The 15873-nt window shown below is 68.0% G+C and carries 14 protein-coding genes; 10 read left to right on the top strand and 4 right to left on the bottom strand.

The annotated features are described in order from the left end of the window. Positions 1–39 precede the first annotated feature (39 nt). The 5 genes from E0H45_RS26650 to E0H45_RS26630 are packed head-to-tail and all read left to right on the top strand — an operon-like array spanning position 40 to position 5390. Positions 40–1248 (top strand): ABC transporter substrate-binding protein, encoded by a 1209-nt coding sequence (locus E0H45_RS26650; RefSeq protein ID WP_131342298.1) that lies wholly within the window; start codon positions 40–42, stop codon positions 1246–1248. After that, entirely contained in the window at positions 1245–2306 is a 1062-nt protein-coding gene (locus tag E0H45_RS26645) for an ABC transporter ATP-binding protein (RefSeq protein ID WP_131342296.1), read from the top strand. The genes E0H45_RS26650 and E0H45_RS26645 overlap by 4 nt, the downstream gene beginning before the upstream one ends. Further along, positions 2303–3181, top strand: coding sequence for an ABC transporter permease (locus E0H45_RS26640; RefSeq protein ID WP_131342294.1), 879 nt, complete (start codon positions 2303–2305; stop codon positions 3179–3181). The genes E0H45_RS26645 and E0H45_RS26640 overlap by 4 nt, the downstream gene beginning before the upstream one ends. Continuing rightward, positions 3178–4011, top strand: coding sequence for an ABC transporter permease (locus tag E0H45_RS26635; protein ID WP_131342292.1), 834 nt, complete (start codon positions 3178–3180; stop codon positions 4009–4011). Before E0H45_RS26640 ends, E0H45_RS26635 begins: the two co-directional genes overlap by 4 nt. Beyond that, a complete protein-coding gene (locus E0H45_RS26630; RefSeq protein WP_131342290.1) occupies positions 4008–5390 on the top strand; it encodes a mannitol dehydrogenase family protein in 1383 nt (460 codons plus the stop codon). Before E0H45_RS26635 ends, E0H45_RS26630 begins: the two co-directional genes overlap by 4 nt. 354 nt (positions 5391–5744) lie before the next feature. Here E0H45_RS26630 and E0H45_RS26625 read toward each other — a convergent pair whose 3' ends face one another. Further along, positions 5745–7331 carry a right-handed parallel beta-helix repeat-containing protein gene (locus E0H45_RS26625; RefSeq protein WP_165546602.1) on the bottom strand — a complete coding sequence of 529 codons (1587 nt, stop codon included), beginning with the start codon at positions 7329–7331 and terminating at the stop codon, positions 5745–5747. Positions 7332–7461: 130 nt separating this feature from the next. Then, positions 7462–9174 carry a right-handed parallel beta-helix repeat-containing protein gene (locus E0H45_RS26620; RefSeq protein WP_238155301.1) on the bottom strand — a complete coding sequence of 571 codons (1713 nt, stop codon included), beginning with the start codon at positions 9172–9174 and terminating at the stop codon, positions 7462–7464. Between the two features lie 61 nt (positions 9175–9235). On the opposite strand from E0H45_RS26620, the gene E0H45_RS26615 reads away from it, so the two are divergent. From E0H45_RS26615 to E0H45_RS26595, 5 genes are all read left to right on the top strand, one after another. Then, complete coding sequence (locus E0H45_RS26615) at positions 9236–10441, top strand: glycosyltransferase family 4 protein (protein WP_131342286.1); 1206 nt, start codon at positions 9236–9238, stop codon at positions 10439–10441. 73 nt (positions 10442–10514) lie between these two features. Then, entirely contained in the window at positions 10515–10961 is a 447-nt protein-coding gene (locus tag E0H45_RS26610) for an adenylyltransferase/cytidyltransferase family protein (RefSeq protein ID WP_238155299.1), read from the top strand. Next, positions 10958–11683 (top strand): CDP-alcohol phosphatidyltransferase family protein, encoded by a 726-nt coding sequence (locus E0H45_RS26605; RefSeq protein WP_131342284.1) that lies wholly within the window; start codon positions 10958–10960, stop codon positions 11681–11683. Before E0H45_RS26610 ends, E0H45_RS26605 begins: the two co-directional genes overlap by 4 nt. Then, positions 11683–12099 carry an FAD synthase family protein gene (locus E0H45_RS26600; protein ID WP_131342282.1) on the top strand — a complete coding sequence of 139 codons (417 nt, stop codon included), beginning with the start codon at positions 11683–11685 and terminating at the stop codon, positions 12097–12099. Before E0H45_RS26605 ends, E0H45_RS26600 begins: the two co-directional genes overlap by 1 nt. Further along, a complete protein-coding gene (locus tag E0H45_RS26595) occupies positions 12099–13286 on the top strand; it encodes a glycosyltransferase family 4 protein (RefSeq protein ID WP_131342280.1) in 1188 nt (395 codons plus the stop codon). The genes E0H45_RS26600 and E0H45_RS26595 overlap by 1 nt, the downstream gene beginning before the upstream one ends. Before the next feature lie 257 nt (positions 13287–13543). Here E0H45_RS26595 and E0H45_RS26590 read toward each other — a convergent pair whose 3' ends face one another. Together E0H45_RS26590 and nadA are read right to left on the bottom strand one after the other, a co-directional pair. Beyond that, positions 13544–14491 (bottom strand): type IV toxin-antitoxin system AbiEi family antitoxin domain-containing protein, encoded by a 948-nt coding sequence (locus tag E0H45_RS26590; protein WP_131342278.1) that lies wholly within the window; start codon positions 14489–14491, stop codon positions 13544–13546. Positions 14492–14659: 168 nt separating this feature from the next. Continuing rightward, positions 14660–15841, bottom strand: coding sequence for a quinolinate synthase NadA (gene nadA, locus E0H45_RS26585; RefSeq protein ID WP_131342276.1), 1182 nt, complete (start codon positions 15839–15841; stop codon positions 14660–14662). Positions 15842–15873: the final 32 nt, after the last annotated feature.

Here is a 15873-nt window from a genome sequence, read left to right as displayed (position 1 = left end):
GACGCTGTGCCGGGCCGCCCTTGATCGAGGAGATACCCGATGCATCTGCAGCGGAAGTTGATCGCGGCCACCGGCCTGTTGGCCGTGCTGGTCGCCTGCGGCGCCCCGGCGCCGAACAAACCCGCCACCGAGAGCAGTGGCGACGTACCGGACAAGCCGGCCAAGGCCGTGACGCTGAACATCCTCGACGTGGCCGGCAATCTGCAGCTGACGCAGGGAATGATCGACGACTTCGTCAAGCAGCACTCGGACGTGATCTCGAAGGTCACGTACTCGAAGGGACCGGCGCCCGAGCTGGCCGGCAAGATCAAGGCTCAGCAGAACGCGAACCGGGTCGACATCGACCTCGTGCTGACCGGTACCGACGGTCTCGCCGCCGGCCGGGAGCAGGGCCTGTGGACCGACCTGCTGACGAAGTACTCCGACCGCCTGCCCGGTATGAAGGACTACCTGCCGCCCGCGCAGAAGATGCAGGAACTCGGCGGCAAGGAAGGTGTGACGGTCACCTACTACCCGTCCGGCCCGCTGCTGGAGTACATGCCGTCGAAGGTCCCGACGCCGCCGAAGACCGCCGACGACCTGCTCGCCTACGCGAAGGCCAACAAGGGCAAGGTCATGTACGCCCGGCCCGCGAACTCCGGCCCCGGCCGCACGTTCCTGATGGGCCTGCCGTACATCCTCGGCGACAAGGACCCGAAGGACCCGGTGAACGGCTGGGACAAGACCTGGGCGTATCTCAAGGAGCTCAACCAGTACGTCGACTTCTACCCGTCCGGCACCGCCGACACGATGAAGTCGCTCGCCAACGGTTCGGCCAACATCATCGCCAGTACGACGGGCTGGGACATCAACCCGCGCGTGCTGGGCACCGTCCCGAAGGAGGCCGCGATCACGCCGATCCAGGGCTTCCACTGGGTCACCGACGCGCACTACGCCGTCGTACCGAAGGGTGTGTCGACCGACAAGCAGGCGGCGATCCTGCAGCTGCTGCAGTTCATGCTGACGCCCGAGCAGCAGGCCAAGGCCTATGACAAGGGCTACTTCTACCCGGGTCCGGCGATCAAGGGTGTCGAGCTGGCGCAGGCGCCGCAGGAGAGCAAGGACGCGATCACGGAGTTCGGCCGGCCGGAGTACGACAAGCTGATTGCCGACAATCCGACCGAGGTACCGCTGGACGCGAAGGCGCTGGTGGCTGCCTTCGACAAGTGGGACCGCGAGGTCGGCGGCAGCAAGGTGAAGTCCCAATGAGCGGTTTCGACCAGCTCCGGCTCGACGGTGTGACCCGCCGGTTCGGTGCGGCGGACGCGCTCGTCGGGCTCGATCTGACCATCGAGCGGGGCGAGTTCATCGCCCTGCTCGGTCCGTCCGGCTGCGGCAAGTCGACCGCGCTGAACTGCCTGGCCGGCCTGCTCCCGTTGACCGCGGGCGCGATCTGGCAGGACGACCAGCGGATCGACACGCTGCCGCCGGAGAAGCGCGGCTTCGGCATGGTGTTCCAGAACTATGCGCTGTTCCCGCACCTGACCGTCCGCGACAACATCGCGTTCGGCCTGCGGATGCGGCACCTGCCGAAGGACGACGTACGGCGGCGGACCACCGAGGCGATCGAGATGGTGCAGCTGATCGAGCACGCGAGCAAGCTGCCCGGCCAGCTGTCCGGCGGTCAGCAGCAGCGGGTGGCGATCGCCCGCGCGACCGTCCTCGAGCCGACGCTGGTGCTGATGGACGAGCCGCTGAGCAACCTGGACGCGAAGCTCAGGCTCGAGATGCGCACCGAGATCCGCCGGCTGCACCAGTCGCTCGGGCTGACCACCGTGTATGTCACGCACGACCAGGAAGAGGCACTCAGCATGGCCGACCGCCTGGTCGTCATGCGGCAGGGCAAGGTGCAGCAGATCGGCACGCCCGAGGAGGTACACACCAAGCCGTCGACCTGGCATGTCGCCGACTTCATGGGCTACCGCAACCTGCTGCCGCTGAAGGCGTCGCAGATGAACGGCGACCAGGTGACCGTCGACCTCGGCGGTACGGCGATCCGCGGCTCCGCGCAGGGTGCTGTCGCGCCGGGCGACGACGTGATCGCCGCCGTGCGCCCCGAGGACGTCAAGCTCAGCGACCAAGGTGTGAAAGGGCTTGTCGAGGTCGTCGAGTACCAAGGCCGGGAGCGCGCGGTCGAGGTCGTGCTGGACGGCGGTGGGCAAGACGATCCGGTGCGGTTGCATGTCCGGACCGAGCAGCGGGTCGAGGCGGGGGAGCAGGTGGCGCTGACCGTCACGCCCGGGCGGCTCCTGGTGTATCCGTCATGAGCGCGACCTGGCAGCACCGGCTGGCCGAGCGCGGTGTCGACCGCCGCCTGTGGTTGTTGCTCCCGGCCACGATCTTCGTCCTGTTGCTGTTCGTCTACCCGTTCCTGTACGGGCTCAGCCTGTCGTTCCAGCCGACGGACGGCGGTGGCGTGCTGGCCAACTACAGCAAGTTCTTCAGCGACGCGTACCAGCGCGACACGATCGCGACCACGTTGAAGATCGCGCTCCCCGCGGCGCTGCTGAACGTGCTGGCCGCCGTACCGATCGCGTTCCGCCTGCGGGGCCGGTTCCGCGGCAAGCGGCTGCTGACCACGATCCTCGTCGTACCGATCACGCTCGGGACCGTGCTCACCGCGCAGGGGCTGCTGAACTACCTCGGTCCGACGGGCTGGCTCAACCGCCTCCTGCTGAGCCTGCACATTGTTGACGATCCGATCCGCCTGACGAACAACTACTGGGGCGTGTTCTTCTCGCTCGTCATCACCGGGTTCCCGTTCGCGTTCCTGCTGGTGCTGTCGTACCTGTCGGGCATCGACCCGACGCTCGAACGGGCCGCGGCCACCCTCGGCGCTTCGCGCGCGCAGCGGTTCCGGCGGATCACCCTTCCGTTGTTGGCACCCGGATTGGCGACAACCTTTTTGTTGACATTCGTACTCGCGTTCTCGGTGTTCCCGTCCGCGGTCCTGGTCGGTAATCCGGCCGGATCCACTCGCGTCATCTCGCTGGCGGCGTACCAGGCGGCGTACGAGCAGTACGACTACTCCTACGCGTCGGCGATCGCGATGGTGATGGGCGCAGTGGAGCTGGTCGTCGTCGCGATCGTGCTGGTGTGGCGATCACGGCTCTACACCGGATCGACGGGAGGCAAGGGATGAGGCAGATTCGCGCCACCCCGTTGGGCTGGGTGATCTGGGCCGTTGTCGTGTTCTTCTTCGTCAACCTCGCCGGCGTCGTGCTGTCGGTGCTGGTCAGCTCGTTCGGCACGAAGTGGTTCGACACCTGGTTCCCGAGCGGTTTCACCACCCAGTGGTACGGCGACGCGTGGCGAGAGTTCACGTTGTTCCACGTCATCGTCGTCACGCTGCTCGTGTCCGCGCTGGTCGTCGTACTGTCGGTGCTCGTCGGCGCGCCCGCGGCGTACGTGCTGGCCAGGAAGAACTTCCCCGGCAAGCGGCTGGTGTACCTGACGTTCCTGCTGCCGATCCTGATGCCGCCGATCACGTACGGCATCCCGCTCGCGACCGTGCTCTACAAGTTCGGTTTCGCGGGGCACCTGTCCGGTGTCGTATTGGCGAACCTGGTGCCGTCGGTGCCGTTCGTGATCCTCACGATGACGCCGTTCATCGAGCAGGTCGACCCGCGGATCGAGGACGCGGCCCGGATGCTCGGCGCCGGCACCCGCGCGGTGTTCCTGAAGATCCTCGCGCCGCTGCTCGTGCCCGGCCTGCTGGCCTCGGCGATCCTGGTGCTGGTGCGGACGGTCGGAATGTTCGAGTTGACGTTCCTCACCGCCGGGCCGGACTCCCAGACGCTCGTGGTCGCGTTGTACTACTCGATGTCCGCCGCGGGGATCCGCGCGCAGCAGTCGGTCGACGCGATGGCCGTCATCTACACGGGGATGATGCTGGTACTTCTGGTGGTAGCGCTTCGTTTCGTCAACCCAACCCAATTGGTCGCCCGAGTGAAGGAAGAACCCTCCGAATGAATTCGAGCAGGTTGAGTCTCACCAACCTTCCCGTCGCCCCGGCGGTCGACCCGAAGGCGTTGTCGGTCGGCATCGTCCATCTCGGGATCGGTGCGTTCCATCGCGCCCATCAGGCCGTCGTCACCGAACGGGCGGCGGTCGAAACCGGCGAGACCCGGTGGGGCATCGCCGGGGTGAGCCAGCGCTCCACCACGGTCCGGGACCAGTTGGCTCCGCAGGACGGTCTGTACTCCGTTCTCGAGCGCGGTCTCGGTGAGCCGTCGGTCCAGGTGATCGGCAGCATCCGCGAGGTGCTGACGGCGCCCGAGGACCCGGAGGCGGTGGTCGCGCGGATCGCGGACCCGGCGGTGTCGGTGGTGACGCTGACCGTCACCGAGAAGGGGTACCGGGCTGCCGGCGCCGGGCTGAACCTGGACGACCCGGAGATCCAGGCCGACCTGACCGGCCGCCCGCCGCGCACGGTCGTCGGCCAGCTGGCGGCGGCGATCGCCCGTCGCGAAGAGCCGTTGACGATCGTCTCCTGCGACAACCTGGTTGCCAACGGCCCCTTCCTGCGGACCCTGGTGACCGAGTACTTCGACGCGCTCGGCAAGGTCCCCGCGACGTTCGAGGCGACGCGGTTCCCGGCCAGCATGGTGGACCGGATCGTGCCGGCGACGACCGACGCGGACCGCGACGAGGCCGCTCGGCTGCTCGGCGTACGGGACGAGGCCGTCGTGGTCGCGGAACCGTTCCTGCAATGGGTGATCGAGGACGACTTCGCCGGTGCCCGTCCCGCCTGGGAGCGCGGCGGCGCCGTACTCACCGGCGATGTCGCGCCATGGGAGCAGGCCAAGCTACGGATGCTCAACGCCACGCACTCGATGCTCGCGTACCTCGGTGCGCTGCGCGGGTACGAGACGATCGCCGAGGCGGTCCGCGACGAGGAGCTCGGCGGGCTCGCGCGGCAGTTGATGACCGACGACGTCGTACCGACCCTCACGCCGCCCGACGGGCTGGACCTGGCGGCGTACGGCGCGACCGTGCTGGAACGGTTCGAGAACCCGGCGCTGAAGCACCGCACCCGGCAGGTCGCGATGGACGGCTCGGTCAAGCTCCCGGTCCGGATGCTCGGCACGGTCCGCGACCGGCTGACGGCCGGCGCCGAGCCGCACATGATCTCGCTAGCGGTCGCCGCCTGGATGGTCTACGTCCTACGCACACCGGACCTCGACGACCCCCAGGCAGACCGCCTCAAGTCCGCAGTCGCAGGCATCACCGACCCCACCAAACTCGTCGACGCCCTCCTCGCGGTGGACTCCATCTTCACCCCCGACCTCCACGACTCCCAGATCTTCCGCACCCTCCTGATCGACCACGTCAACACCCTGACCCACTGACCCACCAACCCGCGAGCTGAGGGGTTGTCCGGCGCTTGTGATTGATGTGTGGGCGGCCGCCGGGCCTGGTGTGTTTTGCACGCTCGACAGGAGTTGTCAGGTGGTGGGGTAGTGCACCTGAGCGTGGTTGGGTTGGATGTGTACGGTGTCTCGGGGTGCTCTACCTGTCGAGAGTGCACGTCGTGGGTGCCCGGTCGGGGGCCGGATGTCGGGTCAGAGGGTCCCGGGGTTGGGGACTCCTGCTGGTCGGTTCAGGTGCGTGGAGTTCCCCGGCCCCGGTGACTGATCCCGCCGCGCCCGGCGAGGTTGGCGCTGAGGGGTGCCCCGGGATGGGCGGTGGGGATGGTGGGTGGGTTAGTTCGGTGTGGGGAGGATCGTGAGGATGCCGGTGGCGTCGAGGATTGCTTTGCCGATGGTGAAGGCGCTGGTGGTGTCCTGGCCGGTGCTGCGCCACTGCTTGGCGGTGTACCACCGGCCGGTTTTCTGGAAGCGTTCGGCGGCGAGGCTGTCGAGGATGTAGGTGTTGTCGTTCAGGGTGACCTCGCCGGCCGGGATCACCGCACCGGCGTTCTGCACCATGCCGGTCGCGGTGGTCCCACCGCGCATCGTCACCTGGTTGCCGGAGACAACGATGTCGCGGAGCAGGTTGGTGCCCCACGGCCCGGAGCCGCGGGTCCGGGACTGGATCGCGATCCCGTTCACATTGTTCGCCACCACGTTGTCGCGGACCTGGACGTTCGACGAGGTGTTGACGTTGATCCCGCCGCCGTCCCACAGCGACGTACCGGATCCGCGGCCGGTGCCGAAGCCGTTGCGGCTGACCACGTTGTCCTCGATGATGCCGTTGCGCCCGATCTCGTACCGGATCCCGTCCGCCGCGTTGTCGAGGATCTGGTTGCTGCTGAACGTGCGGCTGTCGTCGTACGCGTCGCTCCAGAGCCCGACCCCGCGGTTGTACTGGATCAGGTTCCCGCTCACCCAGCCGCCACTCGACCAAGTGGTCTTGATCCCGCCGGACTCCCAGTCCGCGATCCAGAAGCCGTCGGTGTTGTTGTAGCTGACCTCGTTGGAGTCAATAGTTGCCTTGAGCGTGCTGTACTGGCCGATGCCGAGCTGGCCGTTCGAGTGGATGTGATTCTTCTCGAGGACGGCGCCGTCCGCGTTCACCAGCATCGCGCCGACCGCGTGGTTCCAGCGGATGTCGTTGGCGATCACCTTCCAGCCCAGTCCGAGCACCACGGCACCGCCCTGCGGCGGGGTGGCGAAGTGCTCGATCGTCAGCCCGCGGACGGTCACACCGGTCGCGCTGGACTCGATCGCGGTCTGCGTCTTCGACATCTCGATCGAATGCCCGGCCGGGTCGCTGCCCAGGTAGATCGCGTTCGCCGCGTAGTCGGCGTAGAAGGTGCCGGGAGCAACCTTGTCGCGGGTTGCCACCCGGGTCAGGTGCTTGCTGTCCAGGAACAGTTGCTCGCCCAGGTAGCAGATGTTCGCCGTGTTGTCCTCACACTGCCCGGTCTGCGCGTACGCCGGTGGCAGGGCTCCCGTGGTCACCCAGTCGCCGTTGTTCGCCGTCCACCTGGTCAGCCGGATCGATCCCGTGAGTACGGCGCCGCTGTTGCCGGCGAGCACCTGATCCGCCTTCGGGTGGATCGTCTCGGTGATCCGGTGCCAGCCGGCCGTGAAGCAGAACGTCGTACCGGTGGGGGCGTCGTCGACGACCTGGGCGGCGTTGTCGGTGGTCCGGATCGGCACACCGCTGCAGGCGGGGGCGAGCGTGGGACCGGTCTGGAACGTCCCGTCCGCCGGCGGTACGGCGGCAGGGGGTACGGCGGAAGGTGGTGCGGTTGCAGGTGGAGTTAGGGCACCCTGGGCAGGCAGGGGGCCGACGGCAACCAGACTGGTGCCGACTGCAACAACTGCAACAACTGCTGTCCTCATAGCGGAGCCTCCGGTGGCACAGGTAGCCCTGAGCGCACCCCCCATGGCGCGGCTTCGCTACGCAGGTTACTCCCACGTCACGTAGTCATGGCAATACGTAGCGCACAAACATGTTGCGAATGGCAAGCGGTCAGTTCGCGAGGAAGCTGCCGATCTTGTCCAATCCGGCGTCCTGCCAGCCGGCCGCGGTGAGCTTGGTGCCGAAGCGGGCGAACCGCTGGGTGCCGAGGTCGTCGAGGACGTACTTGTTGCCGCTGAACACCACTTCGCCGGCCGGTACCGTGGCGCCGGAGTTCTGGACCATGCCGGTGGCCTGGGTCCCGCCGGTCATCTCGATGGTGTTCCCGCTGACCTGGACGTCACGCAGCAGGTAGGTACCCCAGGGTCCGCTGCCACGGGTCCGGGACTGGATCGTCACGCCGTTCACGTTGCCCGAGACCCGGTTGCCCTTGATGGTGACTCCGGTCGAGGTGTTCACGTTGATCCCGCCGCCGTCCCACAGCGACGTACCGGATCCGCGGCCGGTGCCGAAGCCGTTGCCGGTCACCGTGTTGCCCTCGATGGTGCCGTTGCGGCTGATCTCGTACCGGATGCCGTCCGCCGCATTGCCGACAATCTGATTGTCGCTGATCACCCGGCCGTCGTCGGCGACGTCGGCCCACATCCCGATGCCCAGGTTGGACTTGATCACGTTGCCGCTGACGGTGCCGGAGGAGCGGGTCGACTTGATGCCGCCGGACTCCCAGTCGGCGATCCAGAAGCCGTCGGTGTTGTTCGAGCTGATCACGTTCCGGGTGACGGCGGCCGCGGCCGAGCTGTACTGCCCGAGGCCGAGCTGGCCGTTGTGGTGGATCAGGTTCTTGTCGACCTTGGTGCTGTTCGCCTTCACCAGCATCACGCCGACCGCGTGGTTCCAGCGGACGTCGTTGGCGGTGACCTTCCAGCTGGGCCCGGAGACGAGCGCCCCGGCCTGCGGTGCGCTGGCGAAGTGCTCGATGGTGAGGCCGCGGACGGCCACGCCGGTGGCGCCGGACTCGATCGCGGTGGCGGTCTTCGACATCTCGACCTCGTGGCCGGCCGGGTTGCTGCCGAGGTAGATCGCGTTCGCCGCGTAGTCGGCGTAGAACTTCCCGGCCTTGACCGCCGCGACGCTCCCGACCCGCGTCAGGTGCGTGTCGTCGAGGAACAACTGCTCCCGCAGGTAGCAGATGTTCGCCTTGTTGTCCTCACACTCACCGCTCTTGCCGTACGCCGACGGCAGCGCGCCCCGCACCACCCAGACGGACCCCGAACTCGCCCATCCGGTCAGCGGAACCGACCCGGTGAGTACGGCGCGCTGCGCGCTCGCCAGCACCTGGTTCGCCTTCGGGCGGATGGTGTCGCTGATCCGGTGCAGGCCGGCCGCGAAGCAGAACGTCGTACCGGCCGGCTTGGAGTTCACGATCGACTGGGCGTTCTGGCCGGGCTTGATCACCGTGCCAACGCAAGGTCCGGCGACGGCGGGGCCGGCCTCGTCGGAGTCGACGCCGGGCGGCTTCGGGAGCTTGGGCTCGACCGGCTTGGTCGGCGTCGCCGACGTGGTGGGCTTGCGGGTCGGATGCGTCGTCGTGCCGGGCTTCTTCGGCAGTGCCGTGGTGGCTGTGGTCTTCGGCTTGGTCGTGCCGGGCTTCGCGGTGGTGGTCTTGCCGGGGCGGTGCGAGGGCAGCACACGGGACGCGACCTGCTCCGCGTCCTCGGACTTCGCCGCGGTCGTTGCCTTGTTCTCATTGGCGATGACGGGCACCGCGACCGTGACGACGGCCGCCGCCGCAGCGATGAGCGCTGCGAACCACAACTTCCTCAATGCACTCTCCTGGGAGCGGGCGAGACCAGGGTGTAGTTACTGCGGGACTTAAGGTAGTGCCATGCGGGTCGCCATGTTGCACAACCGTTACCGGACCGGTCAACCCAGTGGTGAGAACACGGTTGTCGCGCAAACGATTGATTTGTTACGTAACTCAGGACATGAAATCGACCTGTACGCCCGGAACAGCGACGACATCGCCGAGATGGGGCGAAAAGATCGCGCACTGTTACCGTTCCGCTCCGTTTGGTCATTTTCGGCGGAACGCGATTTAACACAGCTATTGCAGGCGCAGCGGCCCGATGTGGTGCATGTGCACAACACTTTCCCGCTGTTCAGTCCCTCGGTCCTGCGGGCGGCGTACCGGCTGGACCTTCCGGTCGTGGCGACGTTGCACAACTTCCGGCTGCTGTGCGCGAACGGCGTCCTGCAGCGCGACGGCGGACCGTGCGAGTCCTGCATCGGCAAGGTTCCGCTGGCGGCCGTGAAGCACGGTTGCTACCGCGACTCGCGGGTGCAGACGTTGCCGCTGGCGACGAGCATCGGCGTGCACAACGCCTTGCAGACCTGGCAGCGGTACGTCGGGACGTTCGTCGTACCGTCCGAGTTCGTGCGGGACAGATACGCCGCGGCCGGGTTCGATCCGGAGCGGTTCGTGGTGAAGCCGCACGCCGTACCGCATTCGGGTGCGGTGCGCGGCGGTGCGGGGGATGCGGTGGTGTTCCTCGGGCGGTTGAGCGAGGACAAGGGGTTCGCGGACCTCCTGCACGCGTGGGACTCGTCGCTCGGCCGACTGGTTGTGGTGGGCGACGGTCCGCTGCGGGCGGCGGCCGAGGAGCGCGCTCGGAAAGACCTGTCGATTCAGGTGCTTGGTCAACTGCCTTGGGCAGACGGCATGGAACAGCTGCGGTCCGCGCGCGTCGCCGTCGTACCGGCGCGTTCGTATGAGAGCTTCGGGCTCGTGGTGGTGGAGGCCTTCGCGCACGGGGTGCCCGTGGTCGCGTCCCGGCTCGGGGCGCTCGCGGAGCTCGTCGACGACGGCGAATCCGGCGCGCTGACCGCGCCCGGCGACCCGGAAGGCTTGCGGAAGGCGATCGGGTTGGTGGCTGATCCCGAGACTTCGATAGCCTTCGGCGAACGAGCCCGTCAGGTCTACCTGGAACGCTTCACACCGGAGCGCGACCTGGAGGCCACGGAAAGGATCTACACCGATGCGATCGCCCGGCACCCCGCCAGCGGCCGGGCGCGCACGGGACCACGGGTATAAAGTCGCGGGCGATGACGCGGGGGGCAGCGTCGGGCCGGACGGAATTCAGGAGTTTGCGTTGGGGGATGGAAGTGTGGGCCGCGTCGGTAGTGTGCCGCGGCTCGGATGTGTGGCCGGGGTCTTCGACCTGTTCCACGTAGGTCATGTCGACGTGCTCGAGCGAGCGCGGCGGCACTGCGACCGCCTCGTGGTGGCGGTGCTGTCCGACGACTGGGCGCTGGACGCGTGGGGCGGGCGGCCGTTCGTGCCGCTGCTCGAGCGGGCGCAGATCGTCGAGCACCTGCGGTGCGTCGACGAGGTGGTTGTCGTGGACGACGTACCGTCCGAGTGGCTGACCGGCGTACTGGGGGTCCAGACCGTGTTCGCTGCCAGTGCCACGGACGGCGTACTGGGGGTGGGCGAGCTCGACGGGATTCCGGCCGGGCTGATCACCGTCCTGCCCGCCGGCCGCGGCTCCCGCAGCCCGATCCTGCGCGCCGCGATCGACCAGCGGCAGTCCCGCAGTTCGAACGTCGCATGAGTGGGTTGCGGGAGACTGTCGCGCAACTGTCCCGGGCGCAGAAGCCGTCGGCCGGTACGCCGGCGTACTCGAGGTTCGTGAACCGGCGGATCGGGCGGGTGTTCGCGGCCGCGGCGTTCCTCGGGAAGCGGACGCCGAACCAGGTGAGCCTCGCGTCCGGGTTCTGCTCGCTGGTCGGGATCGTGCTGCTGGCCTGCGTGCGCCCGTCACTCGGCCTGGCGCTGGTGGTGACGTTGTTGCTCGTGCTCGGGTACGGGCTGGACTCCGCGGACGGGCAGCTGGCCCGGCTGCGCGGCGGTGGATCGCCGTTGGGGGAGTGGCTCGACCACATGATCGACGCGGTCAAGATCGTGCTGCTGCACAGCGCCGTACTGATCTCGTTCTACCGCTTCGATGCCTTTGACAACGATCTGGCTCTGTTGATCCCGCTGGCGTACGTCTGTGTGTCGTCGGTGCTGTTCTTCGGGCTGATCCTGATCGACCAGCTCCGTCGGCGGCACGGCGCGGGCGGGACGCCCAACGAGCGCGGCGATTCCGTGGTCAAGTCGTTGCTCATCGCACCGACCGACTACGGCGTACTGTGCTTGGTGTTCCTGGCCTTCGGTACGCCGTCGTTGTTCGTCGTGCTGTACGGCGCCTTGCTGGCGCTGAACCTGCTGTTCCTCGCGGCAGCGGTCGGGAAGTGGTACCGGGAGATGGCCGTGCTGGAGGTGCGCGCCTGATGGCGATCGTCGGCTACGCGCCCGGGGTGTACGACATGTTCCACATCGGGCACCTGAACATCCTGCGCCGCGCCCGCGAGTACTGCGACCACCTGATCGCGGGCGTCGTCGAGGACGATGTGGTCACCCGGATCAAGGGCCGGCCGCCGGTGGTGCCGCACGACGAACGGATGGATGTCATCCGAGCCCTCGACCTCGTCGACGAGGTGGTCAGCGACTGGTCCAGCGACAAGTTCGAGATGTGGCAGCAGCTGCGGTACGACGTTCTCTTCAAGGGCGATGACTGGAAGGGAACGGAAAAGGGGACCAGACTGGAAAGGCTGCTGGGTGAGGTGGGCGCACAGGTGCACTATTTCCCGTACACCGCCTCGACCTCGAGCACCGATCTCCGCAGGCTCCTGGAGGGGATGAGCTGATGTACGGCCGGCCGAAGGTACTGCTCAGCGCGTACGCCTGCCGGCCGACGGGCGGGTCCGAGCCGGGCGCCGGGTGGGCGTGGGCGAAGGCCGCGGCCCGGGACCACGACGTCTGGCTGCTGACCCGGGGCAAGTTCGTGCACGAGATCGAGGAGGAGCTCGCGGCGCGGCCGGTACCCGGTTTGACCGTCGTACCGCTGGAGATGCCTCGGTGGATTCTCCGGATGCGCCGGCGACCCTCGGACGTGTACTGGTACTACCCGCTGTGGCAGGGGCTGGCGCGGCGTACGGCGCGGCGCCTGCATGCGGAGCAGTCGTTCGATGTGATTCATCATTTGACCTTCGCGGTCGACTGGATGGGCGCCGGCGTGGTGGAACCCTCTTCGGCGAAGGTGATCTGGGGACCGGTCGGCGGGTCGACGAGCGCGCCGCTGTCGATGGCGCACTGGCTCGGCGGACGCGGTGTGGTCGGTGAGTTGGTACGACGTGCGTACACCGGGTTCCGGCGCCGCGCGACCGGGCGGCGGATGGCGCAGACCGCCGACCTCATGGTTGCCCAGAACAACGATGTCGCCGAGGCGTTCGCGCCGTACGCTCGGGAGATCGTGGTGCAGCCGAACGTGGCGATCCGGCGGTTCACCGCGTCCGGTCCCTATGAGCCGTTCGGTGCTGCCGGTGTGAAGACCGCGCTGTTCGTCGGGCGGCTGATCCCGTGGAAGGGCGTCCTGCTCGCGATCAGCGCGCTGGCCCGCCCCGAGGCGGCCAACTGGGAGCTGCGCATCATCGGCGACGGCCCCGACTGGGGACGCGCGGAAAGCCTGGCTTGGCAGCTCGGCGTCCGCGACCGCGTCGAGTTCATGGGCGCCCTGCCCCGCGAGGAAGTCCTGGCCGCCATGTTCCGCGCCGACGCACTCCTCGCCCCCGCGTTCCGCGAAGCCGCCGGCTGGGCCGTCACCGAAGCCCTCGCCTCCGGCTGCCCCGTGGTCTGCGTGGACCGCGGCGGCCCCGCCGTCATCGTCGGCCCCGACGAAGGCATCACCGTCCCCTGGCAAGGCGACGTAGTAGGCGAACTCGCCAAGGGCCTGGCATCGCTGCACGGCCGAATCACCCCAGTAGACCGCTGGGGCCCCGACCGCCTCCCCGACCTCCTGGCCGCCTGGTACACCCCCGCCCGCGTCTCCCGCTAACACCACCGCCGCCGTACCGCACACCGCCGGACCGCGCCCGCCGTACCGCGTCTCACACCAGGGGATATCCCTCGGTCGTGGGGGTTCTCCGTTGGTATTAGAGGGGAGAACCCCCAACACGAACGGATATCCCCTCAAATGCAGCTGGTGCGTGCAGGTGCACTCAGGCGCTACGCGCGGATGCTGAGCGCGGGTGCGCCCGGTGCCTGCGGTCGGTGTGTGGCCGTCGGGTGGCGGCTCGTTGGGCGGTGTGAGAGCTAGGCCGGTCGGCGGTGGCGGTTGAGGGTTTGGAGGAGGCCGGCTGCGAGGGCGGCGGGGTGGTCGAAGTCGGACCAGTCGGTGCGGACGACGGTGAGGCCGATGGCGCGGAGGCGGTCCTCGCGGCGCTTCTCCCGGATCAGAATCTCGGGGGATCCGCCGTCGTACTTCAGCGCGCCGTCGAACTCGACCACCGTGCTGTATTCGTCGAAGTCGAAGTCGACCCGGGCGATGAGTCCGTGGCGATCCCGGAACTCGGTTTGCAGTCTGGGCTCCGGCATCCCGTGCTCGTACATGAGGACCCGGAGGCGCGACTCGCCGACCGACTCGGACAGTCCGTTGCCGAACTGCAGTGCCTTCCGGGCCGTTGCTGATCCAGGCCAGAACGTGATCGCGGACTGCAAGCGCAGTACGTCGTCATCGCCGAGGTGGCCGGCGCGAAGGGCAGCGTCAAAGCCCACCACTCCCACCTCGAACGACGTCGTACACGCGGATTCGAGAGCTGCCCGTGCCACGCTGGTCACGAGTCGGCCGTCGATGACAGTCAGGTCGGCGGCGGTCAGTACGCCGAGGTGATGCTGTACGCCGGCAACGAGCCCGCCGGACTGTCCGTCCATCCGAGTGACGTGCACCCGGCTGAGGTCGAGGCCCCAGATCGGCATGCCGTGCAGGACCAACGCCGACTGATGGCTGACGGCAACGGAGCGCGGGCGCATCGCGTTCATCACCGCGTGCACCTGGCGGAGGTGCATCCAGCGGGCGCGCTCCCACGGCGGCAGAACAGTCAGGTCGATGTTCTCGGCGTACTGGCCGCGCCGGATCTGTTCCCAGCTGCCGTCCCGCAGGCAACGGACGATCTGCTCGTGGGTGTGTCCGCTGGCGAGCGCCTGCCGACGGCTGAACACGCCGCCCTGCTGCGCTGCGATCAGTCTGAGCCGCTCGTTCACCCACCAAGCATCCACCGATCAGCAGCCGTCCGGACGCCGTAACAGCATATCTGTGGACAACTCCCACCAGGGGATATCCACTGCGGTTGTGGGTTCTCCCCTCTAATACCAACGGAGAGCCCCCAACACGAAGGGATATCCCATCGTGTTGGGGGCTGGCGGCGGTGGTTAGTCGCGGGCGGTTTTGCCTGGGAGGGCGAGCATGCGGTCGAGGGCTACCTTGGCGTGGTGCTGGGTGTCGGCGTCGACCTTGATGGGGTTGACGACGTGGCCGGCTACCAGGTTCTCCAGGGCCCAGACGAAGTGCGGGAGGTCGATGCGGTTCATGGTGGCGCAGTAGCAGACCGTCTTGTCGAGGAAGACGATGTTCTTGTCGGGGTGCTGCTTCGCGAGGCGCTGGACCAGGTTGAGTTCGGTGCCGACGGCCCACGACGTACCGGGTTCGGCGGTTTCCAGGGCCTGGATGATGTACTCCGTGGAGCCGACCTGATCCGCCTTCGTGACCACCTCGTGGCGGCACTCGGGGTGGACGATCACGTTCACGCCGGGGACCCGCGCGCGGACGTCGTCGACGGACTCGGCGGTGAAGCGGCCGTGCACCGAGCAGTGCCCGCGCCACAGGATCATCTTCGCGGCAGCGAGCTGCTCGCGGGTCAGGCCACCGCCCGGCTTGTGCGGGTCGTACACGACGCAGTCGTCGAGCGACAGGCCCAGCTGCAGTACGGCGGTGTTGCGGCCGAGGTGCTGATCCGGGAGGAAGAGCACCTTCTCGCCCTGCTCGAACGCCCAGTTCAGGGCGGTCTCCGCGTTGCTCGACGTACACACGACGCCGCCGTTGCGGCCGCAGAACGCCTTGATGTCGGCGCTCGAGTTCATGTAGGTGACGGGCACCGTCACGTCCGCGACGCCGGCGTCGGCGAGCGCGTCCCAGGCGGCCTCGACCTGCTGGATGCGCGCCATGTCGGCCATCGAGCAGCCGGCCGCGAGGTCCGGCAGGATCACCGTCTGCTCGTCGTTGGTGAGGATGTCCGCGGACTCGGCCATGAAGTGCACGCCGCAGAACACGATGTACGGCGCGTCGGGGCGGGCCGCCGCGTCGCGGGCGAGCTTGAACGAGTCACCGGTGACGTCCGCGAACTGGATCACCTCGTCGCGCTGATAGTGGTGCCCGAGCACGAACACCTGGTCACCGAGCGCCGCCTTCGCCTTCAGCGCCCGCTCGACCAGGTCCGGGTCGGACGCCGGCGGGAGCGCGCCCGGGCACTCGACACCGCGCTCGGAGTGCGGGTCGGTGCTCTGCCCGAGGAACAGCAACGGAAGGGACTTCGAGCCGTCTGCGATCGTCGTCACGTCAGATATCGTCGCACGACCGTCGCGGTACG

The organism is Kribbella soli (assembly GCF_004331345.1).
Lineage (GTDB): Bacteria > Actinomycetota > Actinomycetes > Propionibacteriales > Kribbellaceae > Kribbella > Kribbella soli.
This window is presented reverse-complemented; position numbering and strand designations above follow the sequence as displayed.

Excerpts from the sequence above, each read along its gene's own strand:
- E0H45_RS26650 (WP_131342298.1), top strand. The coding sequence starts at position 40 with ATGCATCTGCAGCGGAAGTTGATCGCGGCCACCGGCCTGTTGGCCGTG.
- E0H45_RS26645 (WP_131342296.1), top strand. The coding sequence starts at position 1,245 with ATGAGCGGTTTCGACCAGCTCCGGCTCGACGGTGTGACCCGCCGGTTC.
- E0H45_RS26640 (WP_131342294.1), top strand. The coding sequence starts at position 2,303 with ATGAGCGCGACCTGGCAGCACCGGCTGGCCGAGCGCGGTGTCGACCGC.
- E0H45_RS26635 (WP_131342292.1), top strand. The coding sequence starts at position 3,178 with ATGAGGCAGATTCGCGCCACCCCGTTGGGCTGGGTGATCTGGGCCGTT.
- E0H45_RS26630 (WP_131342290.1), top strand. The coding sequence starts at position 4,008 with ATGAATTCGAGCAGGTTGAGTCTCACCAACCTTCCCGTCGCCCCGGCG.
- E0H45_RS26625 (WP_165546602.1), bottom strand. The coding sequence starts at position 7,331 with ATGAGGACAGCAGTTGTTGCAGTTGTTGCAGTCGGCACCAGTCTGGTT.
- E0H45_RS26615 (WP_131342286.1), top strand. The coding sequence starts at position 9,236 with ATGCGGGTCGCCATGTTGCACAACCGTTACCGGACCGGTCAACCCAGT.
- E0H45_RS26605 (WP_131342284.1), top strand. The coding sequence starts at position 10,958 with ATGAGTGGGTTGCGGGAGACTGTCGCGCAACTGTCCCGGGCGCAGAAG.
- E0H45_RS26600 (WP_131342282.1), top strand. The coding sequence starts at position 11,683 with ATGGCGATCGTCGGCTACGCGCCCGGGGTGTACGACATGTTCCACATC.
- E0H45_RS26595 (WP_131342280.1), top strand. The coding sequence starts at position 12,099 with ATGTACGGCCGGCCGAAGGTACTGCTCAGCGCGTACGCCTGCCGGCCG.